The organism is Thioalkalivibrio sp. ARh3 (assembly GCF_000377265.1).
Classification (GTDB): domain Bacteria; phylum Pseudomonadota; class Gammaproteobacteria; order Ectothiorhodospirales; family Ectothiorhodospiraceae; genus Thioalkalivibrio; species Thioalkalivibrio thiocyanoxidans.
Genome location: NZ_KB897951.1, coordinates 163,179 through 187,691, shown reverse-complemented (window position 1 = coordinate 187,691; position 24,513 = coordinate 163,179). Strand labels below are relative to the sequence as shown.

The following is a 24,513-nucleotide window of genomic DNA, read 5'->3' as shown; positions in this document are numbered from 1 at the left end:
CGTTCGTCCGGGGCTCACTCCCCGGTTTCGAACCACGGGGCGCGCGCCGTCATAATCAGCTCGGACGCCTCTTCCGTGCTCAATCCAGTCATTTCGACCACGTCGTCGGCTGCCTGCTCCGCGAGGTCCTCCATGGTGCAGACACCATGCGAGGCCAGCTTGTTGGCCACACCCTGGGTCATGCCGTCCATGCTCAGCAGGTCCTCGGCGGGCTGGTAGTTCTCGCCGCCCGCGATCGCGCGGGTCAACAGGGCGTCGCTGGCACGGTTGCGCAGCTCCGCCACGATATCCTCGTCGAACTCCTCGATCGCCAGCAGTTCGGCCTCTTCGACATAGGCCACCTCGTCCAGCGTGCTGAAGCCCTCCTGCACCAGGATGCCGGCCACTTCCTCGTCGACGTCCAGCGCCTCCATGAAGAAGGTGACCAGCTGCTGTGCCTCGGCCTCGCTCTTCTCGGCCGCCTGCTCCTCGGTCATCACGTTCAGTTCCCAGCCGGTCAGCTGGGAGGCCAGACGGATATTCTGCCCGCCGCGGCCGATGGCCAGGGAGAGTTTGTCTTCTTCGACCGCGATGTCCATCGACTGCTTGTCCTCGTCGACCACGATCGACAGGACCTCGGCCGGGGACATCGCGTTGATCACGAACTGGGCCGGATTCTCGTCCCAGACGATGATGTCGATGCGCTCACCGGCCAGCTCGTTGGACACCGACTGCACGCGCGAGCCGCGCATGCCGACACAGGCGCCGACCGGATCCAGGCGCGGGTCGTTGGAGCGCACCGCGATCTTCGCGCGCTGGCCCGGGTCGCGCGCCGCACCCATGATGTCGATGATCTCCTGCCCGACCTCCGGCACCTCGAGCTTGAAAAGCTCGATCAGGAACTCCGGCACGGTACGGCTCAGAATCAACTGCGGCCCGCGCGCGTCGGGACGGATCTCCTTGAGATAGCCGCGCAGGCGGTCATTGGTACGTACCGTCTCGCGCGGGATCATGTGCTCGCGCGGGATCAGTGCCTCCGCGTTGTTGCCGAGATCCACGTAGGTACCGTTGCGGTCGGTGCGCTTGACGATCCCCATCACCAGCGTGCCCACGCGGTCCTGGTATTCCTCGACCACCTTGGCGCGTTCGGCCTCGCGCACCTTCTGCACGATGACCTGCTTCGCGGTCTGCGCGGCGATCCGGCCGAAATCCACGGCCTCCACGGGCTCCTCGATCACGTCACCGATCTGTGCCTCGGGGTTCTTCTGCTGCGCATACGACAGGAGAATCTGGTACTCCGGCGATTCGAACTCGGGGTCCTCGTCATCGACCACGGTCCAGCGACGGAAGGCCTCGTAGTCACCTTCCTCACGGTCGATGCTCACGCGCACGTCCATCTTGCCGCCGTGATACTTGCGGGTCGCCATGGCCAGCGCCGATTCCAGGGCATCGAAGATAATGTCTTTCTCGACACCCTTCTCGTTCGCCACGGCATCCGCGACCAGCAGGATCTCCTTGTTCATCTCTTGTCTCTCCGCACCTCGGCGGTTGCCCGCCGATTCAACAAAAACCGTACGCCGGTCTACAGCTGTTCCAGGACCCGCGCATTGTGGATAGCGTTCAACGGCAGCTCGTAGCCCATGCCGTCGACCTCGACTTCGATCATCTCCTCGTCCACGCCGATCAGCGTGCCGCGATAGTTCCGCCGACCATGCTCCGGCCAGCTCAACCGCACCTTCACCGGATGCCCGATGTAGCCCCGGTACTGATCGGGCGTAAACAGCGGCCGCTCGATGCCCGGACTGGACACTTCCAGCGTGTAGTTGCCCCGGATGGCCTGTTCGACCTCGAGCACCGCGCCGGCCTGTTCGCTCACCAGCGCGCAGTCATCCACCGTCACCCCCTCCGGGCTGTCGATGTAGATGCGCAGCATCACCGGCTTGGAACCGGGGTGATACTCCAGCCCCCAGAACACAAACCCCTGCCCCTCGACCACCGGGGCCAGCAATGCCTTCAGTTGTTCGGCCTTTTCCGCCACCTGATTCCACCCGGAACGATTCGCGCAACGGCCCTTTCCCGGGCCCGGAAACAAAAAAAGGGCGATAAACGCCCCTCGAACACCTCAGCGATGACCGCAGCCAGTCGTGCCGACTGCTTGGCGCGCGGGAGCGCAGCCCGGCAAGACCGCCACAACGGACCTGCCTAACAAAAAGGCCCCATATGGGGCCTCTCTGAAAATTGGTAGCGGGGGCAGGATTTGAACCTGCGACCTTCGGGTTATGAGCCCGACGAGCTGCCAGACTGCTCCACCCCGCATCCGAGACGCAAAACTATAACAAAGAGGGTTGGGACCTGCAAGGAAAAATGCGAGTTTTTTCCGGCTCCAGCGACCTCTCGCGCTCCTCGTCGATGCCCTTACCGCGAGCGGTGCGCACGGCTCCTCAGATGCTGCTTGAGGTCGTAGCGCCAGATGTATCCCGGCAGCGCGAACACCGCGAACATCGACAGGGTAATCACGTAGAACTCCCAGCCCTGCGCATGGATGCCACCGGTCGCCTGGTACTCCAGGCCCTTGCCGATCAGCCCCACCAGGAAATAGAGCCCGACCCATTCGAAGATCCGGGTCCAGGGGCCCTTCACGCCGCTGGCCGGCAGGACCATCAGGCCGATGCGCTCGGTCAGCCAGGGCAGGTTTGCCGAAATAAAGGCAACAACGACAAAACCCCAGACCAGAACTTCAAACGGAATCCACTGTGTCACGACTTAGCCCATGATTGCGTAGTGGGTGACAGACAACAGCAGGCCCGGAAAAATTCCAAGAAGCAGCACTGCCAGCCCGTTAATACTGAGCGCGGTGGCCAGCGCGCCGGAGGGCTGGACGGGCTCCTGCGCGTCTTCGCGCGGGTCGTCGAAGAACATCATCTTGACCACACGCAGGTAGTAGAAGGCCCCGATGATCGAGAAGATCACAGCGACCACCGCAAGCCAGACCAGGTCCGCGCCCACCGCGGCCTGGATCACCGCGAGCTTGGCGTAGAAGCCGACCGTCGGCGGCACCCCGGCCATCGAGAACATCAGCAGCAGCATGATGAACGCAAACCAGGGGTTGCGCTTGGCCAGGCCCTTGAAGTCGTCGATCTGATCGGCCTCAAAGCCCTTGCGCGACAAGAACACGATCATGCCGAAGCCACCGGCCGCGGTAATCGCGTAGACGATCACGTAGAACATCGCCGAGGCATAGCCGCTGTCGGTACCGGCCAGGATGCCCATGAACACGAAGCCGACATGGGCGATGGTCGAGTAGGCGAGCATGCGCTTGATGCTGGTCTGCGCGATCGCGATCACGTTGCCCACCGCCAGCGACAGCACGGCCAGGATCACGAACATGCCCTGCCAGTCGGCATGCATCGGGCCCATACCCTCCACCAGCAGGCGCATCAAGAAGGCGAACGCGGCGATCTTCGGCGCAGTGGCGATGAACAGCGTGACTGCCGTGGGTGCCCCGTCGTAGACATCCGGTACCCACATGTGGAACGGCACCGCCCCCAGCTTGAACGCGATCGCGACCACCAGGAACACCAGACCGAAGACCAGCGGGATGTTCGGCGTCTCATCGGCCGCCACCAGTTCGGCGGCAATGACCGCGATATCCAGCGAGCCGGTCATCCCGTAGATCATCGACATGCCGTAGAGCAGCAGACCGGAGGCCAGCGCGCCCAGCACGAAGTACTTCATCGCCGCCTCGGTCGCGCGGGTGTTGTCGCGCCAGAACGCGACCAGCGCATAGGACGACAGCGACAGCAGCTCCAGACCCAGGTAGAGCGTCAGCAGGTTGTGCCCGGAGATCATGATCATCATCCCGAGCACGGCGAACAGGCCGAGGATGTAGAACTCGCCCTTGTGGATCCCGCGCTCCATGAGGTACGGACGCGCATACAGGAACACCAGGAAGCTGGTCACGTAGACCGCGACCTTCAGGATGTCCGCCATTGGATCCTTCACGAAGCTGTCCGAGAAGGTCAACACCGTCTCCGGACCCATCATCCACAGGGTCAGACCGGCGGCCGCGACCAGGGTCGCCTGCACCAGGCCATAGGTGATGTCGCGCCGCGAATCCGGCAGGAACGCGTCGATCACCAGGATCAGGCACGCCATCCCGAGCACGAACATCTCGGGCACGGCGGGGAGGAAGTTGGGGATCTCGAAAGTCATGTCAGGCGTCCGTTCAGAGCTTCGAGTGCGCGATATGCGCCACGAGGTGGTCGATGGTCGCGTTCATCACATCCAGCAGCGGCGCCGGCCATACACCCAGCAGCAGGGTGAAGAAGGCCAGCACGCCCATCAGGAAGAACTCGCGGCGGTTCATGTCGGACAGACTGGCCACGTTGTCGTTGGCCACCGCGCCGAAGATCACGCGCTTGACCAGCCACAGGGTGTAGCCCGCGGCCAGGATCAGCGTGGTCGCGGCCAGGAAGGCGATCCAGAAGTCCGCCTTGAACGCGGCCAGGATGACCATGAACTCGCCGACGAAGCCGGAGGTGCCCGGCAGGCCGGTGTTGGCCATCGCGAACAGCACGAAGAACGCGGCGAACCAGGGCATGGTGTTCACTACACCGCCGTAGTCCGAGATCTGCCGGCTGTGCAGGCGGTCGTACAGCACGCCGACCGCGAGGAACATCGCCGCGGAGATAAAGCCGTGCGAGATCATCTGCACCATGCCGCCGGCGATACCCAGCGAGGCGCCTTCCCAGTCACCGGTATTGCGGTAGATGTAGAAGGCGAGGAAGAAGCCCAGCGTCACAAAGCCCATGTGCGCGATCGACGAATAGGCGATCAGCTTTTTCATGTCGCTCTGGATCAGGGCGACCAGGCCGATGTACACGATCGCGATCAGCGACAGCACGATCATCAGCGTATCCAGCACCGCCGAGGCATCCGGCGTGATCGGCAGCGAGAAGCGCAGGAAGCCGTAGCCCCCGATCTTCAGCATGATCGCGGCCAGGATCACCGAGCCGCCGGTCGGTGCCTCTACGTGCGCATCCGGCAGCCAGGTATGCACCGGGAACATCGGGATCTTCACCGCGAACGCCATGAAGAAGGCGAGGAAGATCAGTATCTGCGCGGTCATGCCGATCTGCAGGGCATGGAAGTCCTGGATCAGGAAGCTGCCGGACTGGATGTACATCCAGATCAGCGCGACCAGCATGAACACCGAGCCCAGGAAGGTATAGAGGAAGAACTTGATGGTCGCGTAGACGCGCCGCGGACCGCCCCAGATCCCGATCACCAGGAACATCGGAATCAGCATCGCCTCGAAGAACACGTAGAACAGCACCGCGTCCATCGCCGCGAACATGCCGATCATCAGGCCTTCCATCACCAGCATCGCCGACATGTAATAGGCAATGCGGTCCTTCACCGACTCCCAGGCGGCAATGATCACGATCACGGTGATCAGCGTGGTCAGCAGGATCAGCGGCATGGAGATGCCGTCCACGCCCAGGTGGTAGTTCACGTTGAACGCCGGGATCCACGAGGCCAGTTCCTGGAACTGCATCTCCGCGGTACCGCGCTCGAACGCGAACCACAGCGGCAGGCTGGCCACAAAGGTCGCCACGGCCACCGCGAGCCCGAGCCGCCGCGCCACATGGGGCGCATCGCGCCCGGCGGCAAGCACCAGGAAGCCGCCGAGAATCGGCAGCCAGATCAACAGACTCAAGATAGGCCAGTCAGCAAACATGGTCGTTCCTTGAAACAGCGATGGGCTTCGAGCGCATGGGTGTCGAAGCCGCTCAGATCACGAAGGCGAACATCAGGACCAGCAGGCCGATGATCATCACGAACGCGTAGTGGTAGAGGAAACCGGACTGCATGTGGCGGATGCGCGCCGAGATCCAGCCGACCGAGCGCGCCGTGCCGTTGACCAGCAGCCCGTCGATGATCAGCGCGTCCCCGTAGCGCCACAGCGCGCGGCCCAGGCGAACAGTCCCGCCCGCGAAGAACCAGTCATTGAAGCGGTCGAAGCCATACTTGTCCTCGAGGATGCGCACGCCCAGCTTCAGCCGTTCGGCGATCACGCCCGGCAGTTCGGGCCGCTTCATGTACAGGTACCAGGCCGTGCCCAGACCCGCCATCGCCAGCCAGAACGCAGGCAGCATCAGGCCATGCAGCACGAACGCGATCACGCCGGTGTAGGTCTCGCCCTTGGTCGCCAGCACGTCCTGCTCCGGCAGCACGAACAGACTGTCGGCAAAGAAGTCGCCGAACAGCATCGGACCGATGAAGTAGCCGGCCACCACCGAAGGGATTGCCAGCAAAATCAGAGGCACCGTCACCACCCACGGAGACTCCTTCGGGTGCAGCGGGCCATGGTCGTGATGATCATCGTCCTCGTCGCCGTGATCCGGCATGTACTTGTGCGCCTGGTCGTAGCGCTCCTCGCCGTGGAAGACGAGGAAGAACATGCGGAAGGTGTACAGCGCGGTCACGAACACCCCGGCGAGCACCAGCCAGTAGGCAAAGGTGGCTCCCGGGATCTCGGAGTAGCCAACCGCCTCGATGATCGCGTCCTTGGAGAAGAACCCGGAGAAGAACGGGAAGCCGATCAGTGCCAGCGAGCCGATCAGCGCGGTCACGTAGGTGATCGGCATGTGCCGCCGCAGCCCGCCCATCGCGCGCATGTCCTGCAGGTGGTGCATCGCGATGATTACCGAGCCCGCGGCCAGGAACAGCAGCGCCTTGAAGAAGGCATGCGTCATCAGGTGGAACAGTCCAGCGGCATAGGCGGAGGCGCCCAGCGCGACGGTCATGTAGCCCAGCTGCGACAGCGTCGAGTACGCCACCACGCGCTTGATGTCGTTCTGGACCAGCCCGATCAGACCCATGAAGAACGCCGTGATCGCCCCGATGATCAGGATCATCGACAGTGCCGGGACGGAGAACTCGTACAGCGGCGACATGCGCGCCACCATGAAGATGCCCGCGGTCACCATGGTCGCCGCATGGATCAGCGCGGAGATCGGGGTCGGGCCTTCCATGGAGTCCGGCAGCCAGACGTGCAGCGGCACCTGGGCGGACTTGCCCATCGCGCCGATGAACAGGAAGATCAGCGCCAGGTCCAGCAGGCCGAAGGTCCAGCCCGGCCAGATGGTGATGGTCGCATCACGCATGGACTCCGCTTCGGCGAACACCTCGGTGTAGTTCAGGCTGCCGGCATAGAACACCAGCGCGGCGATCCCGATCAGGAAGCCGAAGTCCCCCACGCGGTTGACGATAAACGCCTTCATGTTGGCGTAGGTCGCGGTCGGACGCTTGTACCAGAAACCGATCAGCAGGTAGGAAACCAGCCCCACGGCCTCCCAGCCAAAGAACAGCTGCATGAAGTTGTTCGCCATCACCAGCATCAGCATGGAGAAGGTGAACAGCGAGATGTAGGCGAAGAAGCGCTGGTAGCCCGGATCGTCCTTCATGTAGCCAATGGTGTAGATGTGCACCATCAGCGAGACGAAGGTGACGACGAGCATCATCAGCGCGGTCAGGTTATCGACCAGGAACCCGACCTCGAACTGGATCCCGTCGGAGACCATCCAGGTGTAGACGGTCTCGTTATAGACCCCGGCGTCACCGAAGACGTGCGCCCAGAAGACCACCACGGACAGGATGAACGAGATCGCCACCCCGAGGATGGTGACGCTGTGCGCCCCGGCCCGGCCGATCTGGCGGCCGAACAGGCCGGCGATGATCGCGCCGAACAGCGGCGCCAGGACGATAAGTAGATAGATCGTATCCATGGCCCGTTATCCCTTCATTGCGTCCAGATCCTGGACGTTGATGGTTCCGCGATTACGGAACAGCAACACCAGGATGGCGAGGCCGATGGCCGCCTCGGCCGCGGCGACGGTCAGGATGAAAAACACGAACACCTGGCCCGCGAGGTCCTGCAGGAAGAACGAAAAGGCAATGAAGTTGATGTTCACCGCGAGCAGCATCAGCTCGATGCACATCAACAGCACGATCACGTTTTTCCGGTTCAGGAAGATCCCGGCCACACTGATCGAAAACAACAGCGCGGCCAGCACCAGGTAGTGCTCTAGCGTAATCATGTTCTAGCCCTGAGTTCTTTCGAGGGCGAAATCCGCCCCCGGTGTCCGGGTCCCGACCTCTGGCCGGAATGCCTAGTTACTCGGATTGCCTATTTCGACTGGTCGTCCTGCTGCCCATCCGCGCCGCCGCCCTGGGCGCCCCGACGCGGGGACTTCTTCTTCTCGGATGCCATGGAGACCATGCGTACTCGACCCTCGCGGGAGACCGCCATCTGCTGGCCCGGGTCGATCGACTTGTTGTCCGGACGCTTGCGCATGGTCAGCGAGATCGCCGCGATGATCGCCACCAGCAGGATCACCGCCGCGATCTCGAACGGATAGACGTAGTCGGTGTAGAGGATCGCGCCCAGTGCCTCGGTATTGGCGTACTCCGGCCCAGCGCGCTCCGGCACATCCATCGTGATGTAGCGGGTGATCACGGCCACCAGCACGGTCGCCATCGCCACCGCGACCACGATGCCCACCGGCAGATACTCGGTGAAGCCCTCGCGCAGCTTGGCGAGGTTGATGTCCAGCATCATGACCACGAACAGGAACAACACCATGACCGCGCCGACATAGACCAGCACCAGCACGATGCCGAGGAACTCCGCCTCCGCCAGCAGCCAGATTGCCGCCGCGGCGAAAAAGCACAGCACCAGAAACAGGGCCGCGTGCACCGGGTTGCGGACACTGATCATCGCCAGCGCCCCGCCCAGCAGGATCGCGCCGAAGAGATAGAAAAGAAGCAGCTCGAAGGTCATGGGGCGTTCCCTGCGTTACCGGTACGGGGCGTCGACCGCGCGGGCCTCGGCGATCTCTTTCTCGAAGCGATCACCAATGGCCAGGAGCTTGTCCTTGGTCATGATCTGCTCGCCCCGGTTTTCGAAGTGGTACTCGAAGATGTGCGTCTCGACGATGGAATCCACCGGGCAGGCCTCTTCGCAGAAGCCGCAGAAGATGCACTTGAACAGGTCGATGTCGTAGCGCGTGGTGCGGCGCGTGCCGTCCGCGCGCTCCTCGGAATCGATGGTAATCGCCAGCGCCGGGCAGACCGCCTCGCACAGCTTGCAGGCAATGCAGCGTTCCTCGCCATTCGGGTAGCGGCGCAGCGCATGCAGGCCGCGGAAACGCGGCGACATTGGGGTCTTCTCGTCCGGGTACTGCACGGTGAACTTGCGACTGAGCAGGTAGCGCCCGGTCAGGCGCAGCCCCAGCAGCAGCTCAAAGAACAGAAAACTCTTCAGGTAACGGCGCAACGCTTTCATCACGAACTCCTCAGGCGAACCACGGGCCGACGTTGAACGCGACCAGCACGCCTTCGACAAACAGCCAGAGGATGGTCACCGGGATCAGCACCTTCCAGCCCAGACGCATGATCTGGTCATAGCGATAGCGCGGGAAGGTGGCGCGGAACCACAAGAAGGCGAACAGGAACACCGCCGTCTTGAACAGGAACCAGTGGATGCCGTGACCCAGCAGCGCACCGATCACCGGCAGGTCAAAGGCCGCCTGCGGCAGGATCCCCTGGAACGGCGACAGCCAGCCACCAAGGAACAGGATCGCGACCAGGGCCGAGATCAGGATCATGTTCGCGTACTCGGCCAGGAAGAACACGGCAAAGGCCATGCCCGAGTACTCGACGTGGAAACCGGCGACGATCTCGGACTCGCCCTCGGCCACGTCGAACGGGGCACGGTTGGTCTCGGCGATCCCGGAGATGAAATACACAAAGAACAGCGGCAGCAGCGGCAGCAGGAACCAGTGATACATGCTCCCCGACTGGGCCTCGACGATGCCGCCCACGTTCAGCGTGCCGGCGGCCATCAGCACGCCCACCAGCGCAAAGCCCATCGCGATCTCGTAGGAGACCAGTTGCGCGGCCGAACGCAGCGAGCCCAGCAGCGCGTACTTCGAGTTCGACGCCCAGCCGGCGATGATGATCCCGTACACGCCCAGCGAGGTCAGTGCGAGCAGGTACAGCAGTCCTGCGTTTACGTCGGCGAGCGCCCCGCCCTCGAAGAACGGGATCACCGCCCAGGCGGCCAGCGCCGGGGCAATGGTCAGCACCGGGGCGCTAAGGAACAGGAAGCGGTTGGCGTTGGTCGGAAGGATGACCTCCTTGGTCAGCAGCTTCAGCGCGTCCGCGATCGGCTGCAGCCAGCCGCGCGGGCCCACCCGGTTCGGCCCGACGCGCACGTGGGCATAGCCAATCACCTTGCGTTCGGCAAAGGTCGTATAGGCCACGGCCAGCATCAGCGGGATCACGATCAGCTGAATGCCGATCAGGATCTGGATCACTGTCGGCAGGCCGCTGTAGAAGTTCATCATCCAGTCGAACATGTCTTACGTTCCCTCAGGCACGCGCGAGCGTGACCGTGGCGTTCGGGGCGCCCAACCGGCCCATGGCCGTCGAGCCCGCAAAGGTCACCGCCAGGCCCACCGGCACGGCGTCGTCCAGGATCAGGGTCAGTTCCGTCTCGGCGCCATCTTGGCGCAGCTTCACGCGCGAACCTGTATCCAGTCCGCCCGCGGATTCGGGATGCACGACCACGCACTCGGCCAGCTCGCCCTCGGGGCTGGTCTGCAACGGCTCGGCGCGGCGCACCACGGCATCGGTGCTGTACAGCCCGGCGGCCTGGACCCGATACAGGCCGCCCTGTGCCGGTTCCGGCAGGGAGACCTGGACCTTGTTCATGTTGACCGCGGTGTCGAAACTGGCATCCGTCAGAAGACCCTTCAGTTCGTCGCGCACCGCGCGCGAATCGAGGTAATCCATGCCGCGCTGTTCCAGCAGATTCCCGAGCACGCGCCAGACCTTCCAGCCGGGACGAACGTCTTCCGGCGCACGGGCGGCGGCGCGGTAGCTCTGCCAGCGGCCCTCCACATTCACGAAGGTCCCGGAGTTCTCGAAGCTGGTTGCGACCGGGAGCAGGACGTCGGCCACGGCCTCGAGATCCGTGCTGGCGTAGGCACTCAGGGCGACCACGAACCCGGCCTTGTCCAGCGCGGCGCGGAGCGCCACCGGATCGGCGCCGTCGCGGCCCGGCTCGACACCGGCCAGCACGAAGGCCTCCCGGCCCTCAGTGATCATCTGGACGGCGTTCTTGCCGGCTGCGTCGATCTCGGCCCCGGCAGGTCCCCGGTGCGGCAGCGCGCCGGCCAGCCAGGCACCCGCGGCGCTGGCACCGGCCGGCAGATAGCCCAGCCGGGCACCGGTATGCTTGGCGATCCAGCCCGCCAGCGCCCGCAGGGTGGCGAAGGCCGGCCCGTGGATCGCGACCTGGCCCAGCAGTACATGGCCCTGCTCGGCATCCAGCAGCGACTTCGCAATGTGGTCGAACGCCGCACGTGTGTCCGCGTCATCGGACTCGGCGGCCTTGACGATCTTTTCCAGCTTCTTCGGCAGCGACTTGCCGGCGGCGGCGAGTTGCCCGGCGACACCTGCCAGTGCCATCACCTGGTCACGCTCGTGCCCGACCAGCTGGGCCTGAACCGGATAGGTCAGATCCAGCAGCATGTCGTTGATCAGACTGACGCGCGCCCCGCGCGATGCCGCCTTGCGCAGGCGATGTGCCAGCAGCGGCTGCTCGCGCCGTGGATTGGTGCCGACCAGCAGCACGGCGTCTGCGGTCTCCAGCTCGCCGATCGACGAGCCGAGATACGGGAACAACGGTGCGGCCGCCTCGTCGGAGAAATCCACCTGGTCCAGCCGATGGTCGATGTCGGTGACGCCCATGCCACGCAGCACCTTCTGCGCCAGGTAGTGCTCCTCCACCGAAAGCGACGGGGAGAGCAGCGCACCCATTCGCTCGGGGGCGGTCTCCTTCAGGCCCTCTACCGCATAGCTCAGGGCGGTCTCCCAGGAGACGTCCTGCCACTGGCCGTCCACCTTCATGCGCGGCCGGGTCAGGCGATCCTCGGCATACAGGCCGGTGTAGCTGAAGCGGTCGCGGTCGGAGATCCAGGTCTCGTTGACCGCCTCGTTGTCGCGCGGCACCACGCGCATCGCACGCCCGTCGTGGGTATGCAGATAGAGGTTGGAACCGACTGCATCGTGCGGGGCGATGGTCGCGGCCTGCGAAAGCTCCCAGGCGCGCGCGGTGTAGCGCGACGGCTTGGCGGTCAGCGCACCGACCGGGCACAGGTCGATCACGTTGCCCGACAGCTCGTGGGCCACGGTCTTCTCGACGTAGGTGCCAATGCGCATGTGCTCGCCGCGCCCCGTGGCGCCCAGTTCGCGCACCCCGGCGATCTCTTCGCCAAAGCGCACGCAGCGGGTGCAGTGGATGCAGCGGGTCATCTCGGTCTCGATCAGCGGACCGATGTCCTTGTCCTTCACCACGCGCTTGGCTTCGGTGTACTTGGATACGCTCTCGCCGTAGCCCATGGCCACGTCCTGCAGCTCGCACTCGCCACCCTGATCGCAGATCGGGCAGTCCAGCGGGTGGTTGATCAGCAGGAACTCCATGGTCCCCTTCTGCGCGCGCAGCGCCAGCGGGGACTGGGTGTAGACCTTCATCCCGTCCATGACCGGGGTCGCGCAGGCGGGGAGCGGCTTGGGCGCCTTCTCCACCTCGACCAGACACATACGGCAGTTCGCCGCCACCGACAGCTTCTTGTGGTAGCAAAACCGCGGAATGCGGATATCGGCATCGTCCGCCACGTCGATCAGCATGGCGCCCTTGGGCGCCTCGATCGTGCGGCCGTCAATCTCGATGCTGACCAGATCCTGCTTCTGATCCTGACTCATGCTCGATTCCTGCTGCGGATGCGCGGAGGGCGTCAGGCGGCGTCTGCCACCGGGCTCCGACCGTGCTGGATGTAGTATTCGAATTCGTGGCGGAAGTGCTTGACGAAGCTGCGCACCGGCATCGCCGCGGCATCACCCAGGGCGCAGATGGTATGCCCCTCGATCTTGCTGGCCACATCGTCCAGGCGTTCCAGGTCCTCGGGGCGACCCTGCCCCTCGACGATGCGGGTCAGCATGCGGTAGAGCCAGCCGGTGCCCTCGCGGCAGGGCGTGCACTGGCCGCACGACTCGGAGAAGTAGAAACGGGAGATGCGCTGCAGGGCCTTGACCATGTCGGCGGTCTCGTCCATCACGATCACCGCGCCGGAGCCCAGCATGGAACCGGCCTGGGCGATGGAGTCGAAGTCCATGTTGGCCTTCAGCATCGCGTCGCCCGGGACCACCGGCACCGATGATCCGCCAGGGATCACGGCCTTGAGCTTCCGCCCGTTCAGCACGCCGCCGGCCATCTCCAGCAGGTCCTTGAACGGCGTGCCCAGCGGGATCTCGTAGTTCCCCGGCTTGTTCACGTGCCCGGACACGGAAAAGAGTTTCTCGCCACCGGACTTGGGCACGCCCAGATCGGCGAACCATTGCCCGCCGTTGCGGATGATCGCCGGGATCGAAGCCAGCGACTCGGTATTGTTGATGGTGGTCGGCTTGCCGTAGAGACCGTAATTGGCCGGGAACGGCGGCTTGAAGCGCGGCTGGCCCTTCTTGCCTTCCAGCGACTCCAGCAGCGCCGTCTCCTCGCCGCAGATGTAGGCGCCGGCACCCAGCGACGGGTAGAGATCGAAATCGACCCCGGAGCCGAAGATGTCCTTGCCCAGATAACCGTTCGCGTAGGCTTCGTCCAGCGCGGCCATGAAGCGGGTGTTCACCTCGTCCATGAACTCGCCGCGCATGTAGTTGTAGCCCACCGTCGCACCGATCGCGTAGCCGGCGATCGCCATGCCCTCGATCAGGGCATGCGGGTTGTACATCAGGATCTCGCGGTCCTTGCAGGTGCCCGGCTCGGATTCGTCCGAGTTGCAGACGATGTACTTCTGCCCCGGGGTGTTGCGCGGCATGAAGGACCACTTGAGCCCGGTGGGGAAGCCCGCCCCGCCGCGGCCGCGCAGATTGGAGGCCTTGACCTCCTCGATCACGTCCTCGGGGGACATCTTGCCCTTGTAGACCTTCTCCAGGGCCTGGTAACCGCCGACGCTCTTGTAGGTCTCGAGCGAGGCCGGATCGTCCAGGTAGCGGGTCGCAAAGCAGATCTGGTTGGCCATGCTACTTCTCCAGACCGTCGAGAATCTCGTCCACCTTCTCGGGGGTGAGATTCTCGTAGTAGACGTGATCCACCTGCATCATCGGGGCACCACAACAGGCCGCCAGGCACTCCTCTTCCTGCTTCAGGTAGAACTTGCCGTCCGGCGTGCTTTCGCCGAGCTTGATGCCGAGCCGGTTTTCCAGGTGCTCGATAATCTTGTCCGAACCGCGCAGCATGCAGGAGATGTTGTTGCACACCATGATCGTGTGCTTGCCCACCGGCTCCAGCGAATACATGGAGTAGAACGAACCGACCTCGTAGACCGCGATCGGCGGCAGATCCAGGTACTCGGCCACGGCGTCCATCTTCTCGGTGGAGAGATAGCCGTCCTCGTGCTGTACCGCGCGCAGGGCGGCCAGCACCGCAGAGCGCTTCTGGTCGTCTGGATAGCGCGCCAGCCAGGTATCGATCTCCTCGCGCTCGTGGTCGCTGAGCTCGACCTTCTTGCCCGCGGGCTTGTGGAAGGCGACGGTTTTCTGTTCGGCAGCCATCAGCGGTCGATCTCCCCGAATACGATGTCCTGGGTCCCGATGATCGCGACCACATCGGCCAGCATGTGGCCGCGCGCCATCTCGTCCAGCGCGGACAGGTGCACAAAGCCCGGCGGACGGACCTTCAGACGATAGGGCTTGTTGGAACCATCCGAGACGAGGTACACGCCGAACTCGCCCTTCGGATGTTCCACCGCGGCGTAGGCCTCGCCCTCCGGCAGGCACATGCCCTCGGTGAACAGCTTGAAGTGGTGGATCAGGGCCTCCATGTCGGCCTTCATCTCCTCGCGCTTGGGCGGGGTGATCTTGTGATCCTCCAGCAGCACCGGGCCCGGGTTCTGGCGCAGCCAGTCCACACACTGGCGGATGATGCGATTGGACTGGCGCATCTCCTCCATGCGGACCAGGTAGCGGTCGTAGCAGTCGCCGTTGGCACCCACCGGGATATCGAAGTCGAGCCGGTCATAGACCTCGTACGGCTGCTTCTTGCGCAGGTCCCACTCGATGCCGGAGCCGCGCAGCATCGGGCCGGTAAAGCCCAGCTGCATGGCGCGTTCGGGATCGACCACGCCGATACCCACGGTGCGCTGCTTCCAGATGCGGTTGTCGGTCAGCAGGGTCTCGTACTCGTCCACGCACCCCGGGAAACGCTCGGTAAACGCCTCGATGAAGTCCAGCAGCGAGCCCTGACGAATCCTGTTCAGGTCATCCACGACATCCTGGGACTTCCACGAAGACGGCTGGTACTGCGGCATCGTGCCCGGCAGGTCGCGCGCAACCCCACCCGGGCGATAGTAGGTCGCGTGCATACGCGCGCCGGAGACCGCCTCGTAGCAGTCCATCAGGTCCTCGCGCTCGCGGAAGGCATAAAGGAACACCGCCATCGCGCCGATATCCAGCGCGTGGGCGCCCAGCCACATCAGGTGATTCAGGATGCGGGTGATCTCGTCGAACATCACCCGGATGTACTGCGCGCGCAGCGGGGCCTCGATCTGGAGCAGCTTTTCCATCGCGAGCACATAGCCGTGCTCGTTGGCCATCATCGACACGTAGTCGAGGCGGTCCATGTAGCCAATGGACTGGTTGTAGGGCTTGCTCTCGGCGAGCTTTTCGGTACCGCGATGCAGCAGACCGATATGCGGGTCGGCGCGCTGCACGACCTCGCCGTCCATCTCCAGCACAAGGCGCAGCACGCCATGGGCGGACGGATGCTGCGGCCCGAAGTTCAGGGTGAAGTTGCGAATCTCAGGCATTCTCGGCTCCTTCGCCCGGCTTCTGGCCCTCGCTGTAGCGATGGTCGTCGCGGATCACCTTGGGCACCAGCACGCGCGGCTCGATGGTCACCGGCTGGTACACCACGCGCGCCTGCTCGGCGTCGTAGCGCATCTCCACATGACCGACCAGCGGGAAGTCCTTGCGGAACGGATGGCCGACAAAGCCGTAGTCGGTGAGGATGCGGCGCAGGTCCGGATGCCCGGAGAACAGGATCCCGAACAGGTCAAAGGCCTCGCGCTCGAACCAGTTGGCCGAGGCCCAGACCTCCACCAGCGACTCGATCTCGGGGAATTCGTCATCCGCCAGCCAGGCGCGCATGCGCAGGCGGCGATTGTGCTGGATCGACAGCAGCTGCACGGCGACGGTGAAACGCGGACCGTCCCAGAGGCTGTCTTCCGGGGCGTCGTCGAAGGTAAAGCGCCCGGAGGTGGCCGCCTCGACCCCGCGGGAGAAGCCGGTGTTGGTCGCGGACTCGGTGCCCCACTCGTCCTGGCCGTACTCGAGATAGTCCACGCCACACAGGTCGATCAGGATCTCGAAGCCGAACGCGTCACGCAGCTTCTCAGCGGCCTCGCGCCAGGACTCTGGCCGGATATCGACCGTGACCTCGTCATAGGCCTCCGTGACCGTCTCCAGGGCGTCGCCCAGTTCCGCCCGCAGGGCGTCGATCCAGTTGTCTTGTTCAGCCATCTGAAACCCCGGGTGCGTCAGCGCGCGATGGTGTTCGTGCGCCGGATCTTGTTCTGCAGCTGGATGATGCCGTAGAGCAGTGCCTCGGCCGTGGGCGGACAGCCCGGCACGTAGACATCCACCGGCACGATGCGGTCGCACCCGCGCACCACGGCGTAGGAGTAGTGGTAGTAGCCGCCGCCATTCGCGCAGGAACCCATCGAGATCACCCAGCGCGGCTCGGGCATCTGGTCGTACACCTTGCGCAGCGCCGGAGCCATCTTGTTGACCAGCGTGCCGGCGACGATCATCACGTCCGACTGGCGCGGGCTGGGCCGGAAGATGATCCCGAACCGGTCCAGGTCATAGCGCGCGGCACCCGCATGCATCATCTCCACCGCGCAACAAGCCAGCCCGAAAGTCATGGGCCACAGGGAGCCTGTACGCGCCCAGTTGATGAGCTTGTCAGCCGAGGTGGTGACGAAGCCCTTTTCAAGAACGCCTTCTATTCCCATTCCAGCGCCCCCTTCTTCCACTCATAAATGAACCCAACGACCAGAATGAGCAAAAACACGGCCATCGCAAGAAGCCCGAACAGGCCAATGGCATCCAGCGATACCGCCCACGGGAAGAGAAATGCGATCTCAAGATCGAAGATGATGAAGAGGATCGCGACCAGGTAGAAGCGCACGTCGAACTTCAGCCGCGAGTCCTCGAAGGCCTCGAAGCCGCACTCGTATGGCGAGTTCTTCGCGGCGTCCGGCTTGCGCGGCCCGACGGCCATCCCGACCACCAGCGGCACGATGCCGATCACGATGCCCACTGCGATGAACAGCAGGATGGGTAGATAACCTTCCAGCATGTCTCTCTCCCGTACACCGCCCTCGGGCGGGTCGGTTCGCAGGGTGCCGCGTGGATCCGGCGCGTCCGCGAGCCGTTCTAGCGTTGCTGGTTGAATGCGCCGGCAGGTGGCCACCTCGATGGACGAGGCCGGGGCGCATACCGGGCACGGAGTCTAGGTGAACCGCAAAAACGGTGTCAAGTGTCTCTTATTTTATAAGTTACTGATTTTTATTTGTTTTGACTCTCGGCGCCACATTGCAGCATGACTCCGAGCGCCGTTGAATATGGTGCAGATGGTGGGACTCGAACCCACACGGCTTTCGCCACTACCCCCTCAAGATAGCGTGTCTACCAATTCCACCACATCTGCTTGATTACGAGGCCGCAACGGCCTACTCAGGTACGTCGGCCGGGCGATCGGGTGCCGGCCTATCCGCCTCTTCCTCCGGCGGGACCGTCCCGGGAACCCCTTCCGGGATGTCGCCCTCTTCCTGAAGCTCTTGCGCCTCCAGCTGGTCCATGAGGCTCTCCGCCTGAGGCGTCGAGGAAGCTAGATAGGCCAGTGTCAGGCTGTTCAGGAAGAACACCACCGCGAGAAAGGCCGTGGAACGACTCAGGAAATTCGCCGACCCCCGTGCGCCGAACACGGTCGCAGACGCGCCACTGCCAAAGGCCGCACCCGCGTCGGCACCCTTGCCATGCTGCATCAGCACAAGGGCGATCAGGGCGATCGAGACCGCCACCTGAACGACCAGGAGCAACCCGTAGATCATGCCGGGACCCGCTCGCCCGCTGCACGGGCGATCGCGGTAAAGGCGTCGGCATCCAGCGAGGCGCCACCGATCAGGCCGCCGTCGATGTCTTCCAGCGCGAGCAGACCCGCGGCGTTGTCGGCCTTCATGCTGCCGCCGTAGAGGATGCGCAGATCCGCGGCCACGCGGGGATCACGCCCCGCGATGCGGTTGCGGATAAAGGCATGCACTTCCTGCGCCTGCTCGGGCGTGGCAGTCAGACCGGTCCCGATCGCCCAGACCGGCTCGTAGGCGATCACGGCACGGTCGAAGGCCTCGACGCCGGCCGCATCGAGTACCGCGTCCAGCTGTTCCGACACCACCGACTCGGTGCGTCCGTCCTCGCGATCGTTCTTCTGCTCGCCGACACACAGGATTGGAGTCAGGCCGGCGGCCTGGGCGGCGATGAACTTGGCCGCCACCCATTCGCTGGTCTCGTTCTGGCGCTCGCGGCGCTCGGAGTGACCAACGATCACGTAACGACAGCCCGCCTCGGCCAGCATGGAACCGGCCAGCTCACCGGTATAGGCGCCCTTTTCCTGATCCGAGCAGTCCTGGGCACCCACCTCGATCACACTGCCCGACAGGGTGTCGGCGATCTCGGCGAGATAGACGGCGGGCGGACACACCGCGACGTCGACGCCCTGCAGGTCATCCAGACTACCCTTCAGGGCCGACAGGAGGGCGCGGTTCGCCTCGCGCGAACCGTTCATCTTCCAGTTACCGGCGACCAGCGGCTTGCGCATGCGGATCTTCCTCCTGCGAGAACGGTCGGATCCGGTCAGATACACGGAGTCCGATCATAATGATTAGAGCGGCGGGATGTTACCGGCGCACCCGGCGCAAATCAACCGAGCCCGGCACTTGGTCGGGGGGAAGCACGAACGGGCACCGCGCGCCCGATGATCCGGGTCAAACGACCGTGCGGATACTGTCGGCGATGCGTTCGGCGGCCTGGCGGGTAGTGCTCTCGTCCTCGGCCTCCACCATCACACGCACCAGCGGCTCGGTACCCGACGGACGCAGGAGGACACGCCCGTGCACGCCCAGTTCGGCCTCCACCGCGGCGACCTCGGAACGCACCGCGGGTGCTTCAAGACAGCCATTGGCCTTGCCCGCAAGCGGGACATTCACCAGACACTGCGGCAGCTTCGGGATCTTCACCGCGAGCTGGGCGAGCGAGCGGCCGGTACGATGCATCAAGTGGGCCACCTGCAACGCCGCGACGATTCCATCGCCCGTGGTCGTATGCTCCAGGCAGACAATGTGGCCCGACCCTTCACCGCCCAGCATCCAGTCACGCTGACGCAGCTCCTCGAGCACATAGCGGTCCCCCACCTTCGCACGAACAAACGGAATGCCCTGCTCACTCAGGGCGTTCTCGAGCCCGAGGTTGGTCATCAACGTGCCGACCACCCCTCCGCGGAGGAGGCCGGACTGCTGGCGATCCAGCGCGAGGATCCCCAGGATCTGGTCGCCATCAACGATGTTGCCATTCGCATCCGCCAGGATCACCCGGTCGCCGTCGCCGTCCAGGGCAATGCCGAGGTCAGCTCCGGAGGCCTTTACCTGTTCGGCCATCACCTCGGGGTACAACGCGCCCACACCCGCGTTGATGTTGTAACCATCCGGGCGGGCGCCCAGCACCTCCACCTCGGCCCCGAGCTCCTCGAATACCGGCGGGGCCACGTTGTAGGTCGCCCCATGGGCACAATCAACCACCACGCGCAGGCCGCGCAGCTCCGAGCGTGCCGGAATCGCACTCTTGCAGAACTCGATATAGCGGCCGGCGGCGTCCGCGATGCGCACGGCCTTGCCCAGGTGCTCTCCGTCCACCGAGCGCAGCGGCTCTTCCAGCCGCGCCTCGATGGCCTCCTCCACCTCATCGGCGAGCTTGTCGCCCTCCGGAGTGAAGAACTTGAAGCCATTATCGTGAAACGGATTGTGCGAAGCGCTGATCACCACACCGGCCGTCGCGCGGAAGGTGCGTGTGAGGTAGGCGACCGCGGGCGTCGGCATGGGACCCAGCAGGGCCACATCCAGACCCGCCGCCGACAAGCCGGCCTGCAAGGCCGACTCGAACATGTAACCCGAGACCCGGGTGTCCTTCCCGACAAGCACCGGGCCCTGACGCTGGCATCTCGCGCCCAGTACCTCACCCACCGCATAGCCCAGACGCAGCGCGAACTCGGGCGTCATCGGCCAGTCGCCAGTCCGCCCACGAATCCCGTCGGTGCCGAAATAACGCCCCATGCCGCTTGCTTCTCCCTTAACGTCGAATATGAATCACGGCTGGCGGGAGCCCCGCCATGCCTGTGGTGTCAGTGCGAAGTATAGCGCCAGCGCATCCCGCGTCCCTGCGACATCGTGCACACGCAGGACACGCGCGCCGGCCTGTGCCGCCAGCAGCGCCGCAATCGCGGAACCGGCATCACGTTCCTGTACCGGGCGATCACCCAGCAGGGCACCGATCATCGACTTGCGCGACACCCCCACCAGCAGTGGGGACCCGAGGTCGGCCAGCACGGGCAGTGCGTGGAACAGCGCCAGGTTGTGCTCCAGCGTCTTGCCGAACCCGAAGCCCGGATCCAGCAGCAACTGCTCGCCTGGAACGCCCGCACGCACCAGCGCCTCGCGCCGGTCGCGCAAAAACTCGCCGACCTCCCGCGCGACATCTTCGTAGTGCGGAGCCTGCTGCATGGACTGCGGCTCCCCCTGCATGTGCATCGCGCACAGGGCCACACCCTTTTCGCGCGCGGCGGCCACGGCGGCCTCCCAGGCCCCCTCGGCGCGGAACCCGTTGACGTCGTTCAGCAGCGTGGCCCCGGCCGCCACGGCCTCGCACATCAGTTCCGGTTTCATCGTGTCCACCGACAACGGCACATCCAGTTCCGCGGACAGGGCCTCGATCACGGGCAACACCCGCCGGCGTTCCTCTTCGAGCGCAACCGGCTGCGCCCCCGGGCGCGTCGACTCGCCCCCGATATCGATCAGGTCGGCACCCTGTTCCACCATCGCGCGGGCGTGCGCCAGGGCCTGCTCCACACGGTGATACGACCCACCATCGGAAAACGAGTCCGGGGTGATGTTCAGGATGCCCATGATTCGAGGACGGTCCAGCGCCAGCCGGTGCCCTCCGCAACGCAGGGTCGCGGTCACGCCTTGCGTATCCATGCCCATGTCTTGGTGCTCCCCGCCAAATGAAAAGGCCGCCAGAGAGTCCCTGGCGGCCCATGGTGGCCTGTTGCCTGTTGCCACCCGATTGGTGCGTCGATCAGGACTGCGGAGCAGGTCCGCCGACGACGCCCTTGCTGTCGCCGTCCTCCCGGCCATCGTCGGAGTCGGAATCGGCGGCGGACTCGTCGCTCGCCTCCGCCGAGCCGCCGGAACCGCTGTCGCTGTCCCAGTCCGCCGGTTCACGCGGCTCGCGGCCGGCCATGATGTCCTCGATTTGCTTGTCGTCGATGGTCTCGTACCTCATCAACGCCTTGGCCATCGCGTGCAGCTTGTCGAGATTGTCCAGCAGAATCTGCTTCGCATGCTGGTAGTTGGTGTCGATGATCCGGCGCACTTCGGCATCGATCTGCCGCGCGGTCTCGTCAGACATCGGCTTGGACTTGCCCATCTGACCACCCAGGAACGGCTGCCCTTCCTCTTCTCCGTAATCCAGCGGGCCCAGTTTCTCGGACAACCCCCACTTGGTCACCATGTTGCGGGCGATCTGGGTGGCACGCTCGATGTCGTTGGAGGCACCGGTGGTCACTTTCTCGTCGCCGAAGATGATCTCTTCCGCCAGGCGCCCACCGAACAGGCTCGCCAGCTGGCTCTCCAGCCGAGTCTTGGAGTGGCTGTAGCGGTCTTCCTCCGGCAGGAACATGGTCACGCCCAGGGCGCGCCCGCGCGGGATGATGCTGACCTTGTACACCGGGTCGTGCTCGGGGACCGTCAGTCCGACGATCGCGTGGCCCGCCTCGTGGTAGGCCGTCAGCTTCTTCTCGTCCTCGGACATCACCATGGACTTGCGCTCGGCGCCCATCATGATCTTGTCCTTGGCGCGCTCGAAGTCGCTCATGTCGACCAGGCGCTTGCCGGCGCGCGCCGCAAACAGCGCCGCCTCGTTGACCAGGTTCGCAAGATCCGCACCGGAGAACCCCGGCGTACCCCGCGCGATCAGATCGGGGCGCACATCATCCGCCAGCGGCGTCTTTTTCATGTGGACCTTCAGGATCTGCTCGCGGCCCCGCACGTCTGGCGGCGGCACCACCACCTGACGGTCAAATCGGCCCGGGCGCAGCAGCGCCGGATCGAGTACATCCGGGCGGTTGGTCGCGGCAATCACGATGATCCCCTCGGTACCCTCGAAGCCGTCCATCTCGACCAGCAGCTGGTTCAGCGTCTGCTCGCGCTCGTCATGACCACCACCCATGCCGGCGCCACGCTGGCGGCCGACCGCATCGATCTCGTCGATGAAGATGATGCAGGGGGCGTGCTTCTTGGCCTCGGAGAACATGTCACGCACTCGCGAGGCACCCACGCCGACGAACATCTCGACGAAGTCGGAACCGGAGATGCTGAAGAACGGGACCTTGGCCTCGCCGGCGATGGCCTTGGCCAGCAGCGTCTTCCCGGTACCCGGCGAGCCGACCATCAGCACGCCGCGCGGGATCTGTCCGCCCAGCTTCTGGAACTTGGAGGGGTCACGCAGGAAGTCGACCAGCTCGGAGACCTCGTCCTTCGCCTCGTCGCACCCGGCCACGTCGCCAAACGTGACCTTGACCTGGTCCTCGGACATGAGCTTGGCCTTCGACTTGCCGAAGGACATCGCCCCACGACCGGCGCCACCGCCACCCTGCATCTGGCGCATGAAGTAGATCCACACGGCGATCAGCAGCAGCATCGGGAACCAGCTGATCAGAATGCTCATCAGCAACCCGCGCTCGGCATCCTCCTGCGCGTTGATCTCCACATTGTTCTGGAGGAGATCCCCGATCAGCCCGGTGTCGTTGGGATTCACGGTGCTGAAACGCTGACCCTCGATGGTCTGACCGCGAATCTTGTCGCCCTCGATGGTGACGCTGTCGATACGACCGCCCTGTACATCCCGGATGAACTCGGAATAGGTAATACTCCGCACATCCTGCTGCTGTTGCGGGCTGAAGTTATTGAACACCGACATCAGGACGATCGCGATGACCGCCCAGATGATCAAATTCTTGGCCAGACCGTTCAAAACGACACCTCAAGAAACTATAAGAACGTGGATTCCTGCGAGCTTTACACATCCCGGGGGCCGCGCGCCAATACGTACACTTCCCGTGACCGTGGACGCGAGGCCTGCGGCTTGCGCACCTGGACCTTCTCGAACCGGCGCCGCACTTCGGCCAGAAAGGCATCCGATCCCTCGCCCTGAAACAACTTGACCAGCAGCGCACCCCGAGGGTTCAGCACATCGCAGGCCAGCTCCAGTGCCAGTTCGCACAGATGGATCGAGCGTGGCTGGTCAATGGCATCCGTACCCGTCAGGTTGGGGGCCATATCGGAAAGCACAAGATCCGCGCGCTGACCGTCCAGCGCCTCCAGGATCGCCTCCAGGACCGCGTCCTCGCGAAAGTCACCGGTGATAATCGTGGCACCGGGTACTGGATCCATCGGCAGGATATCGGAGGCCACCAGCACCCCCTTGCGACCGATCTTTTGCGCGGCGTACTGCGTCCAGCCGCCCGGCGCAGCGCCCAGGTCGACCACACGCATGCCCGGTTTGAGAAGCCGGTCACGTTCGTCGATCTCCTGCAGCTTGTACACGGCTCGACCGCGCCAGCCCTCCTGCTGGGCCCGCTGCACGTACGGGTCGTCGAAGTGCTCCTTCAGCCAGCGCTGACTGGAACGGCTACGCTTGGGCACCGCAGTTCTCCAGGCTCAAACACGCGATCCGCGTGCTACAATTTCCGTGTTCCAATACCGAATCGAATCCCACGTGAATCTGACCGACGCGCAACGCCGCCATCTGCGCAGCCTCGCCCACCCGCGCAAGCCCATCGTGACCATCGGCCGCAATGGCCTGACGGACGCCGTGGTCAAGGAGCTGGAACAGGCACTGGCGCATCACGAACTGGTCAAGATCAAGGTCAATATCGGCGACCGCGAGGCCCGCAATGGCACCGTCGAGGCCTTGTGCGAACGCACGGGTGCGGCACTGGTCCAGCGAATTGGCTACGTGGCAACCCTGTTCCGCCGCAACCCGGACGAACCGAAGGTGACCCTGGACCCGGCGTGACCC

24 protein-coding genes and 2 tRNA genes are annotated in these 24,513 nt (G+C 64.4%); 1 reads left to right on the top strand and 25 read right to left on the bottom strand.

Translation table 11 applies throughout. From position 1 onward, the window contains the following. Window positions 1–14 precede the first annotated feature (14 nt). From nusA to rlmE, 25 genes are all read right to left on the bottom strand, one after another. Entirely contained in the window at window positions 15–1,502 is a 1,488-nt protein-coding gene (gene nusA / locus C995_RS0110995) for a transcription termination factor NusA (protein WP_018864984.1), read from the bottom strand. Window positions 1,503–1,561: 59 nt separating this feature from the next. After that, window positions 1,562–2,017, bottom strand: coding sequence for a ribosome maturation factor RimP (gene rimP / locus C995_RS0110990; RefSeq protein ID WP_018864983.1), 456 nt, complete (start codon window positions 2,015–2,017; stop codon window positions 1,562–1,564). Window positions 2,018–2,218: 201 nt separating this feature from the next. Further along, window positions 2,219–2,295, bottom strand: a tRNA-Met gene (locus C995_RS0110985). A 99-nt stretch (window positions 2,296–2,394) separates the two neighbouring features. Then, entirely contained in the window at window positions 2,395–2,739 is a 345-nt protein-coding gene (locus C995_RS0110980) for a DUF2818 family protein (protein ID WP_018864982.1), read from the bottom strand. A gap of 3 nt (window positions 2,740–2,742) precedes the next feature. Next, window positions 2,743–4,191: an NADH-quinone oxidoreductase subunit NuoN gene (nuoN, locus tag C995_RS0110975; RefSeq protein WP_018864981.1), complete on the bottom strand. Its 1,449-nt coding sequence runs from the start codon at window positions 4,189–4,191 to the stop codon at window positions 2,743–2,745. Window positions 4,192–4,204: 13 nt separating this feature from the next. After that, on the bottom strand, window positions 4,205–5,719 hold the full coding sequence (locus C995_RS0110970; protein WP_018864980.1) for an NADH-quinone oxidoreductase subunit M: 1,515 nt from the start codon (window positions 5,717–5,719) through the stop codon (window positions 4,205–4,207). 52 nt (window positions 5,720–5,771) lie between these two features. Next, complete coding sequence (gene nuoL, locus C995_RS0110965) at window positions 5,772–7,769, bottom strand: NADH-quinone oxidoreductase subunit L (RefSeq protein WP_018864979.1); 1,998 nt, start codon at window positions 7,767–7,769, stop codon at window positions 5,772–5,774. A gap of 6 nt (window positions 7,770–7,775) precedes the next feature. Beyond that, on the bottom strand, window positions 7,776–8,081 hold the full coding sequence (gene nuoK / locus C995_RS0110960; protein WP_012982131.1) for an NADH-quinone oxidoreductase subunit NuoK: 306 nt from the start codon (window positions 8,079–8,081) through the stop codon (window positions 7,776–7,778). Window positions 8,082–8,170: 89 nt separating this feature from the next. Further along, entirely contained in the window at window positions 8,171–8,824 is a 654-nt protein-coding gene (locus tag C995_RS0110955; protein ID WP_018864978.1) for an NADH-quinone oxidoreductase subunit J, read from the bottom strand. Window positions 8,825–8,839: 15 nt separating this feature from the next. Then, complete coding sequence (gene nuoI / locus C995_RS0110950) at window positions 8,840–9,328, bottom strand: NADH-quinone oxidoreductase subunit NuoI (protein ID WP_018864977.1); 489 nt, start codon at window positions 9,326–9,328, stop codon at window positions 8,840–8,842. A 10-nt stretch (window positions 9,329–9,338) separates the two neighbouring features. After that, on the bottom strand, window positions 9,339–10,403 hold the full coding sequence (gene nuoH / locus C995_RS0110945) for an NADH-quinone oxidoreductase subunit NuoH (protein ID WP_018864976.1): 1,065 nt from the start codon (window positions 10,401–10,403) through the stop codon (window positions 9,339–9,341). A gap of 13 nt (window positions 10,404–10,416) precedes the next feature. Then, entirely contained in the window at window positions 10,417–12,813 is a 2,397-nt protein-coding gene (gene nuoG / locus C995_RS0110940; protein ID WP_018864975.1) for an NADH-quinone oxidoreductase subunit NuoG, read from the bottom strand. Window positions 12,814–12,845: 32 nt separating this feature from the next. After that, window positions 12,846–14,126: an NADH-quinone oxidoreductase subunit NuoF gene (gene nuoF, locus C995_RS0110935; protein ID WP_018864974.1), complete on the bottom strand. Its 1,281-nt coding sequence runs from the start codon at window positions 14,124–14,126 to the stop codon at window positions 12,846–12,848. A 1-nt stretch (window position 14,127) separates the two neighbouring features. Continuing rightward, a complete protein-coding gene (nuoE, locus tag C995_RS0110930; RefSeq protein ID WP_018864973.1) occupies window positions 14,128–14,658 on the bottom strand; it encodes an NAD(P)H-dependent oxidoreductase subunit E in 531 nt (176 codons plus the stop codon). Continuing rightward, window positions 14,658–15,911: an NADH-quinone oxidoreductase subunit D gene (locus tag C995_RS0110925; RefSeq protein ID WP_018864972.1), complete on the bottom strand. Its 1,254-nt coding sequence runs from the start codon at window positions 15,909–15,911 to the stop codon at window positions 14,658–14,660. The genes nuoE and C995_RS0110925 overlap by 1 nt, the downstream gene beginning before the upstream one ends. Beyond that, window positions 15,904–16,623, bottom strand: coding sequence for an NADH-quinone oxidoreductase subunit C (locus C995_RS0110920; protein ID WP_018864971.1), 720 nt, complete (start codon window positions 16,621–16,623; stop codon window positions 15,904–15,906). The genes C995_RS0110925 and C995_RS0110920 overlap by 8 nt, the downstream gene beginning before the upstream one ends. Before the next feature lie 17 nt (window positions 16,624–16,640). Next, window positions 16,641–17,117, bottom strand: a complete 477-nt coding sequence (locus C995_RS0110915) for an NADH-quinone oxidoreductase subunit B family protein (RefSeq protein WP_012982122.1) — start codon at window positions 17,115–17,117, stop codon at window positions 16,641–16,643. Beyond that, window positions 17,108–17,464, bottom strand: a complete 357-nt coding sequence (locus C995_RS0110910; protein WP_012982121.1) for an NADH-quinone oxidoreductase subunit A — start codon at window positions 17,462–17,464, stop codon at window positions 17,108–17,110. The genes C995_RS0110915 and C995_RS0110910 overlap by 10 nt, the downstream gene beginning before the upstream one ends. Before the next feature lie 266 nt (window positions 17,465–17,730). Beyond that, window positions 17,731–17,815: transfer RNA gene (locus tag C995_RS0110905), tRNA-Leu, on the bottom strand. Between the two features lie 22 nt (window positions 17,816–17,837). Further along, window positions 17,838–18,218, bottom strand: coding sequence for a preprotein translocase subunit SecG (gene secG, locus C995_RS0110900; RefSeq protein WP_018864969.1), 381 nt, complete (start codon window positions 18,216–18,218; stop codon window positions 17,838–17,840). Beyond that, window positions 18,215–18,982, bottom strand: a complete 768-nt coding sequence (gene tpiA, locus C995_RS0110895) for a triose-phosphate isomerase (protein ID WP_018864968.1) — start codon at window positions 18,980–18,982, stop codon at window positions 18,215–18,217. The genes secG and tpiA overlap by 4 nt, the downstream gene beginning before the upstream one ends. 166 nt (window positions 18,983–19,148) lie before the next feature. Next, entirely contained in the window at window positions 19,149–20,489 is a 1,341-nt protein-coding gene (glmM, locus tag C995_RS0110890; RefSeq protein ID WP_018864967.1) for a phosphoglucosamine mutase, read from the bottom strand. Window positions 20,490–20,522: 33 nt separating this feature from the next. Next, complete coding sequence (folP, locus tag C995_RS0110885) at window positions 20,523–21,416, bottom strand: dihydropteroate synthase (protein ID WP_018864966.1); 894 nt, start codon at window positions 21,414–21,416, stop codon at window positions 20,523–20,525. A gap of 94 nt (window positions 21,417–21,510) precedes the next feature. After that, complete coding sequence (gene ftsH / locus C995_RS0110880) at window positions 21,511–23,466, bottom strand: ATP-dependent zinc metalloprotease FtsH (protein ID WP_018864965.1); 1,956 nt, start codon at window positions 23,464–23,466, stop codon at window positions 21,511–21,513. A gap of 44 nt (window positions 23,467–23,510) precedes the next feature. After that, a complete protein-coding gene (gene rlmE / locus C995_RS0110875) occupies window positions 23,511–24,137 on the bottom strand; it encodes a 23S rRNA (uridine(2552)-2'-O)-methyltransferase RlmE (protein WP_018864964.1) in 627 nt (208 codons plus the stop codon). Window positions 24,138–24,210: 73 nt separating this feature from the next. On the opposite strand from rlmE, the gene yhbY reads away from it, so the two are divergent. Further along, on the top strand, window positions 24,211–24,510 hold the full coding sequence (gene yhbY / locus C995_RS0110870) for a ribosome assembly RNA-binding protein YhbY (protein ID WP_018864963.1): 300 nt from the start codon (window positions 24,211–24,213) through the stop codon (window positions 24,508–24,510). The last annotated feature ends 3 nt before the right edge of the window (window positions 24,511–24,513 follow it).

Coding starts and splice junctions, on each gene's coding strand:
- nusA (WP_018864984.1), bottom strand. CDS start 1,502: ATGAACAAGGAGATCCTGCTGGTCGCGGATGCCGTGGCGAACGAGAAG.
- nuoN (WP_018864981.1), bottom strand. CDS start 4,191: ATGACTTTCGAGATCCCCAACTTCCTCCCCGCCGTGCCCGAGATGTTC.
- C995_RS0110970 (WP_018864980.1), bottom strand. CDS start 5,719: ATGTTTGCTGACTGGCCTATCTTGAGTCTGTTGATCTGGCTGCCGATT.
- nuoL (WP_018864979.1), bottom strand. CDS start 7,769: ATGGATACGATCTATCTACTTATCGTCCTGGCGCCGCTGTTCGGCGCG.
- nuoK (WP_012982131.1), bottom strand. CDS start 8,081: ATGATTACGCTAGAGCACTACCTGGTGCTGGCCGCGCTGTTGTTTTCG.
- C995_RS0110955 (WP_018864978.1), bottom strand. CDS start 8,824: ATGACCTTCGAGCTGCTTCTTTTCTATCTCTTCGGCGCGATCCTGCTG.
- nuoI (WP_018864977.1), bottom strand. CDS start 9,328: ATGAAAGCGTTGCGCCGTTACCTGAAGAGTTTTCTGTTCTTTGAGCTG.
- nuoH (WP_018864976.1), bottom strand. CDS start 10,403: ATGTTCGACTGGATGATGAACTTCTACAGCGGCCTGCCGACAGTGATC.
- nuoG (WP_018864975.1), bottom strand. CDS start 12,813: ATGAGTCAGGATCAGAAGCAGGATCTGGTCAGCATCGAGATTGACGGC.
- nuoF (WP_018864974.1), bottom strand. CDS start 14,126: ATGGCCAACCAGATCTGCTTTGCGACCCGCTACCTGGACGATCCGGCC.
- nuoE (WP_018864973.1), bottom strand. CDS start 14,658: ATGGCTGCCGAACAGAAAACCGTCGCCTTCCACAAGCCCGCGGGCAAG.
- C995_RS0110925 (WP_018864972.1), bottom strand. CDS start 15,911: ATGCCTGAGATTCGCAACTTCACCCTGAACTTCGGGCCGCAGCATCCG.
- C995_RS0110920 (WP_018864971.1), bottom strand. CDS start 16,623: ATGGCTGAACAAGACAACTGGATCGACGCCCTGCGGGCGGAACTGGGC.
- C995_RS0110915 (WP_012982122.1), bottom strand. CDS start 17,117: ATGGGAATAGAAGGCGTTCTTGAAAAGGGCTTCGTCACCACCTCGGCT.
- C995_RS0110910 (WP_012982121.1), bottom strand. CDS start 17,464: ATGCTGGAAGGTTATCTACCCATCCTGCTGTTCATCGCAGTGGGCATC.
- secG (WP_018864969.1), bottom strand. CDS start 18,218: ATGATCTACGGGTTGCTCCTGGTCGTTCAGGTGGCGGTCTCGATCGCC.
- tpiA (WP_018864968.1), bottom strand. CDS start 18,982: ATGCGCAAGCCGCTGGTCGCCGGTAACTGGAAGATGAACGGTTCGCGC.
- glmM (WP_018864967.1), bottom strand. CDS start 20,489: ATGGGGCGTTATTTCGGCACCGACGGGATTCGTGGGCGGACTGGCGAC.
- folP (WP_018864966.1), bottom strand. CDS start 21,416: ATGGGCATGGATACGCAAGGCGTGACCGCGACCCTGCGTTGCGGAGGG.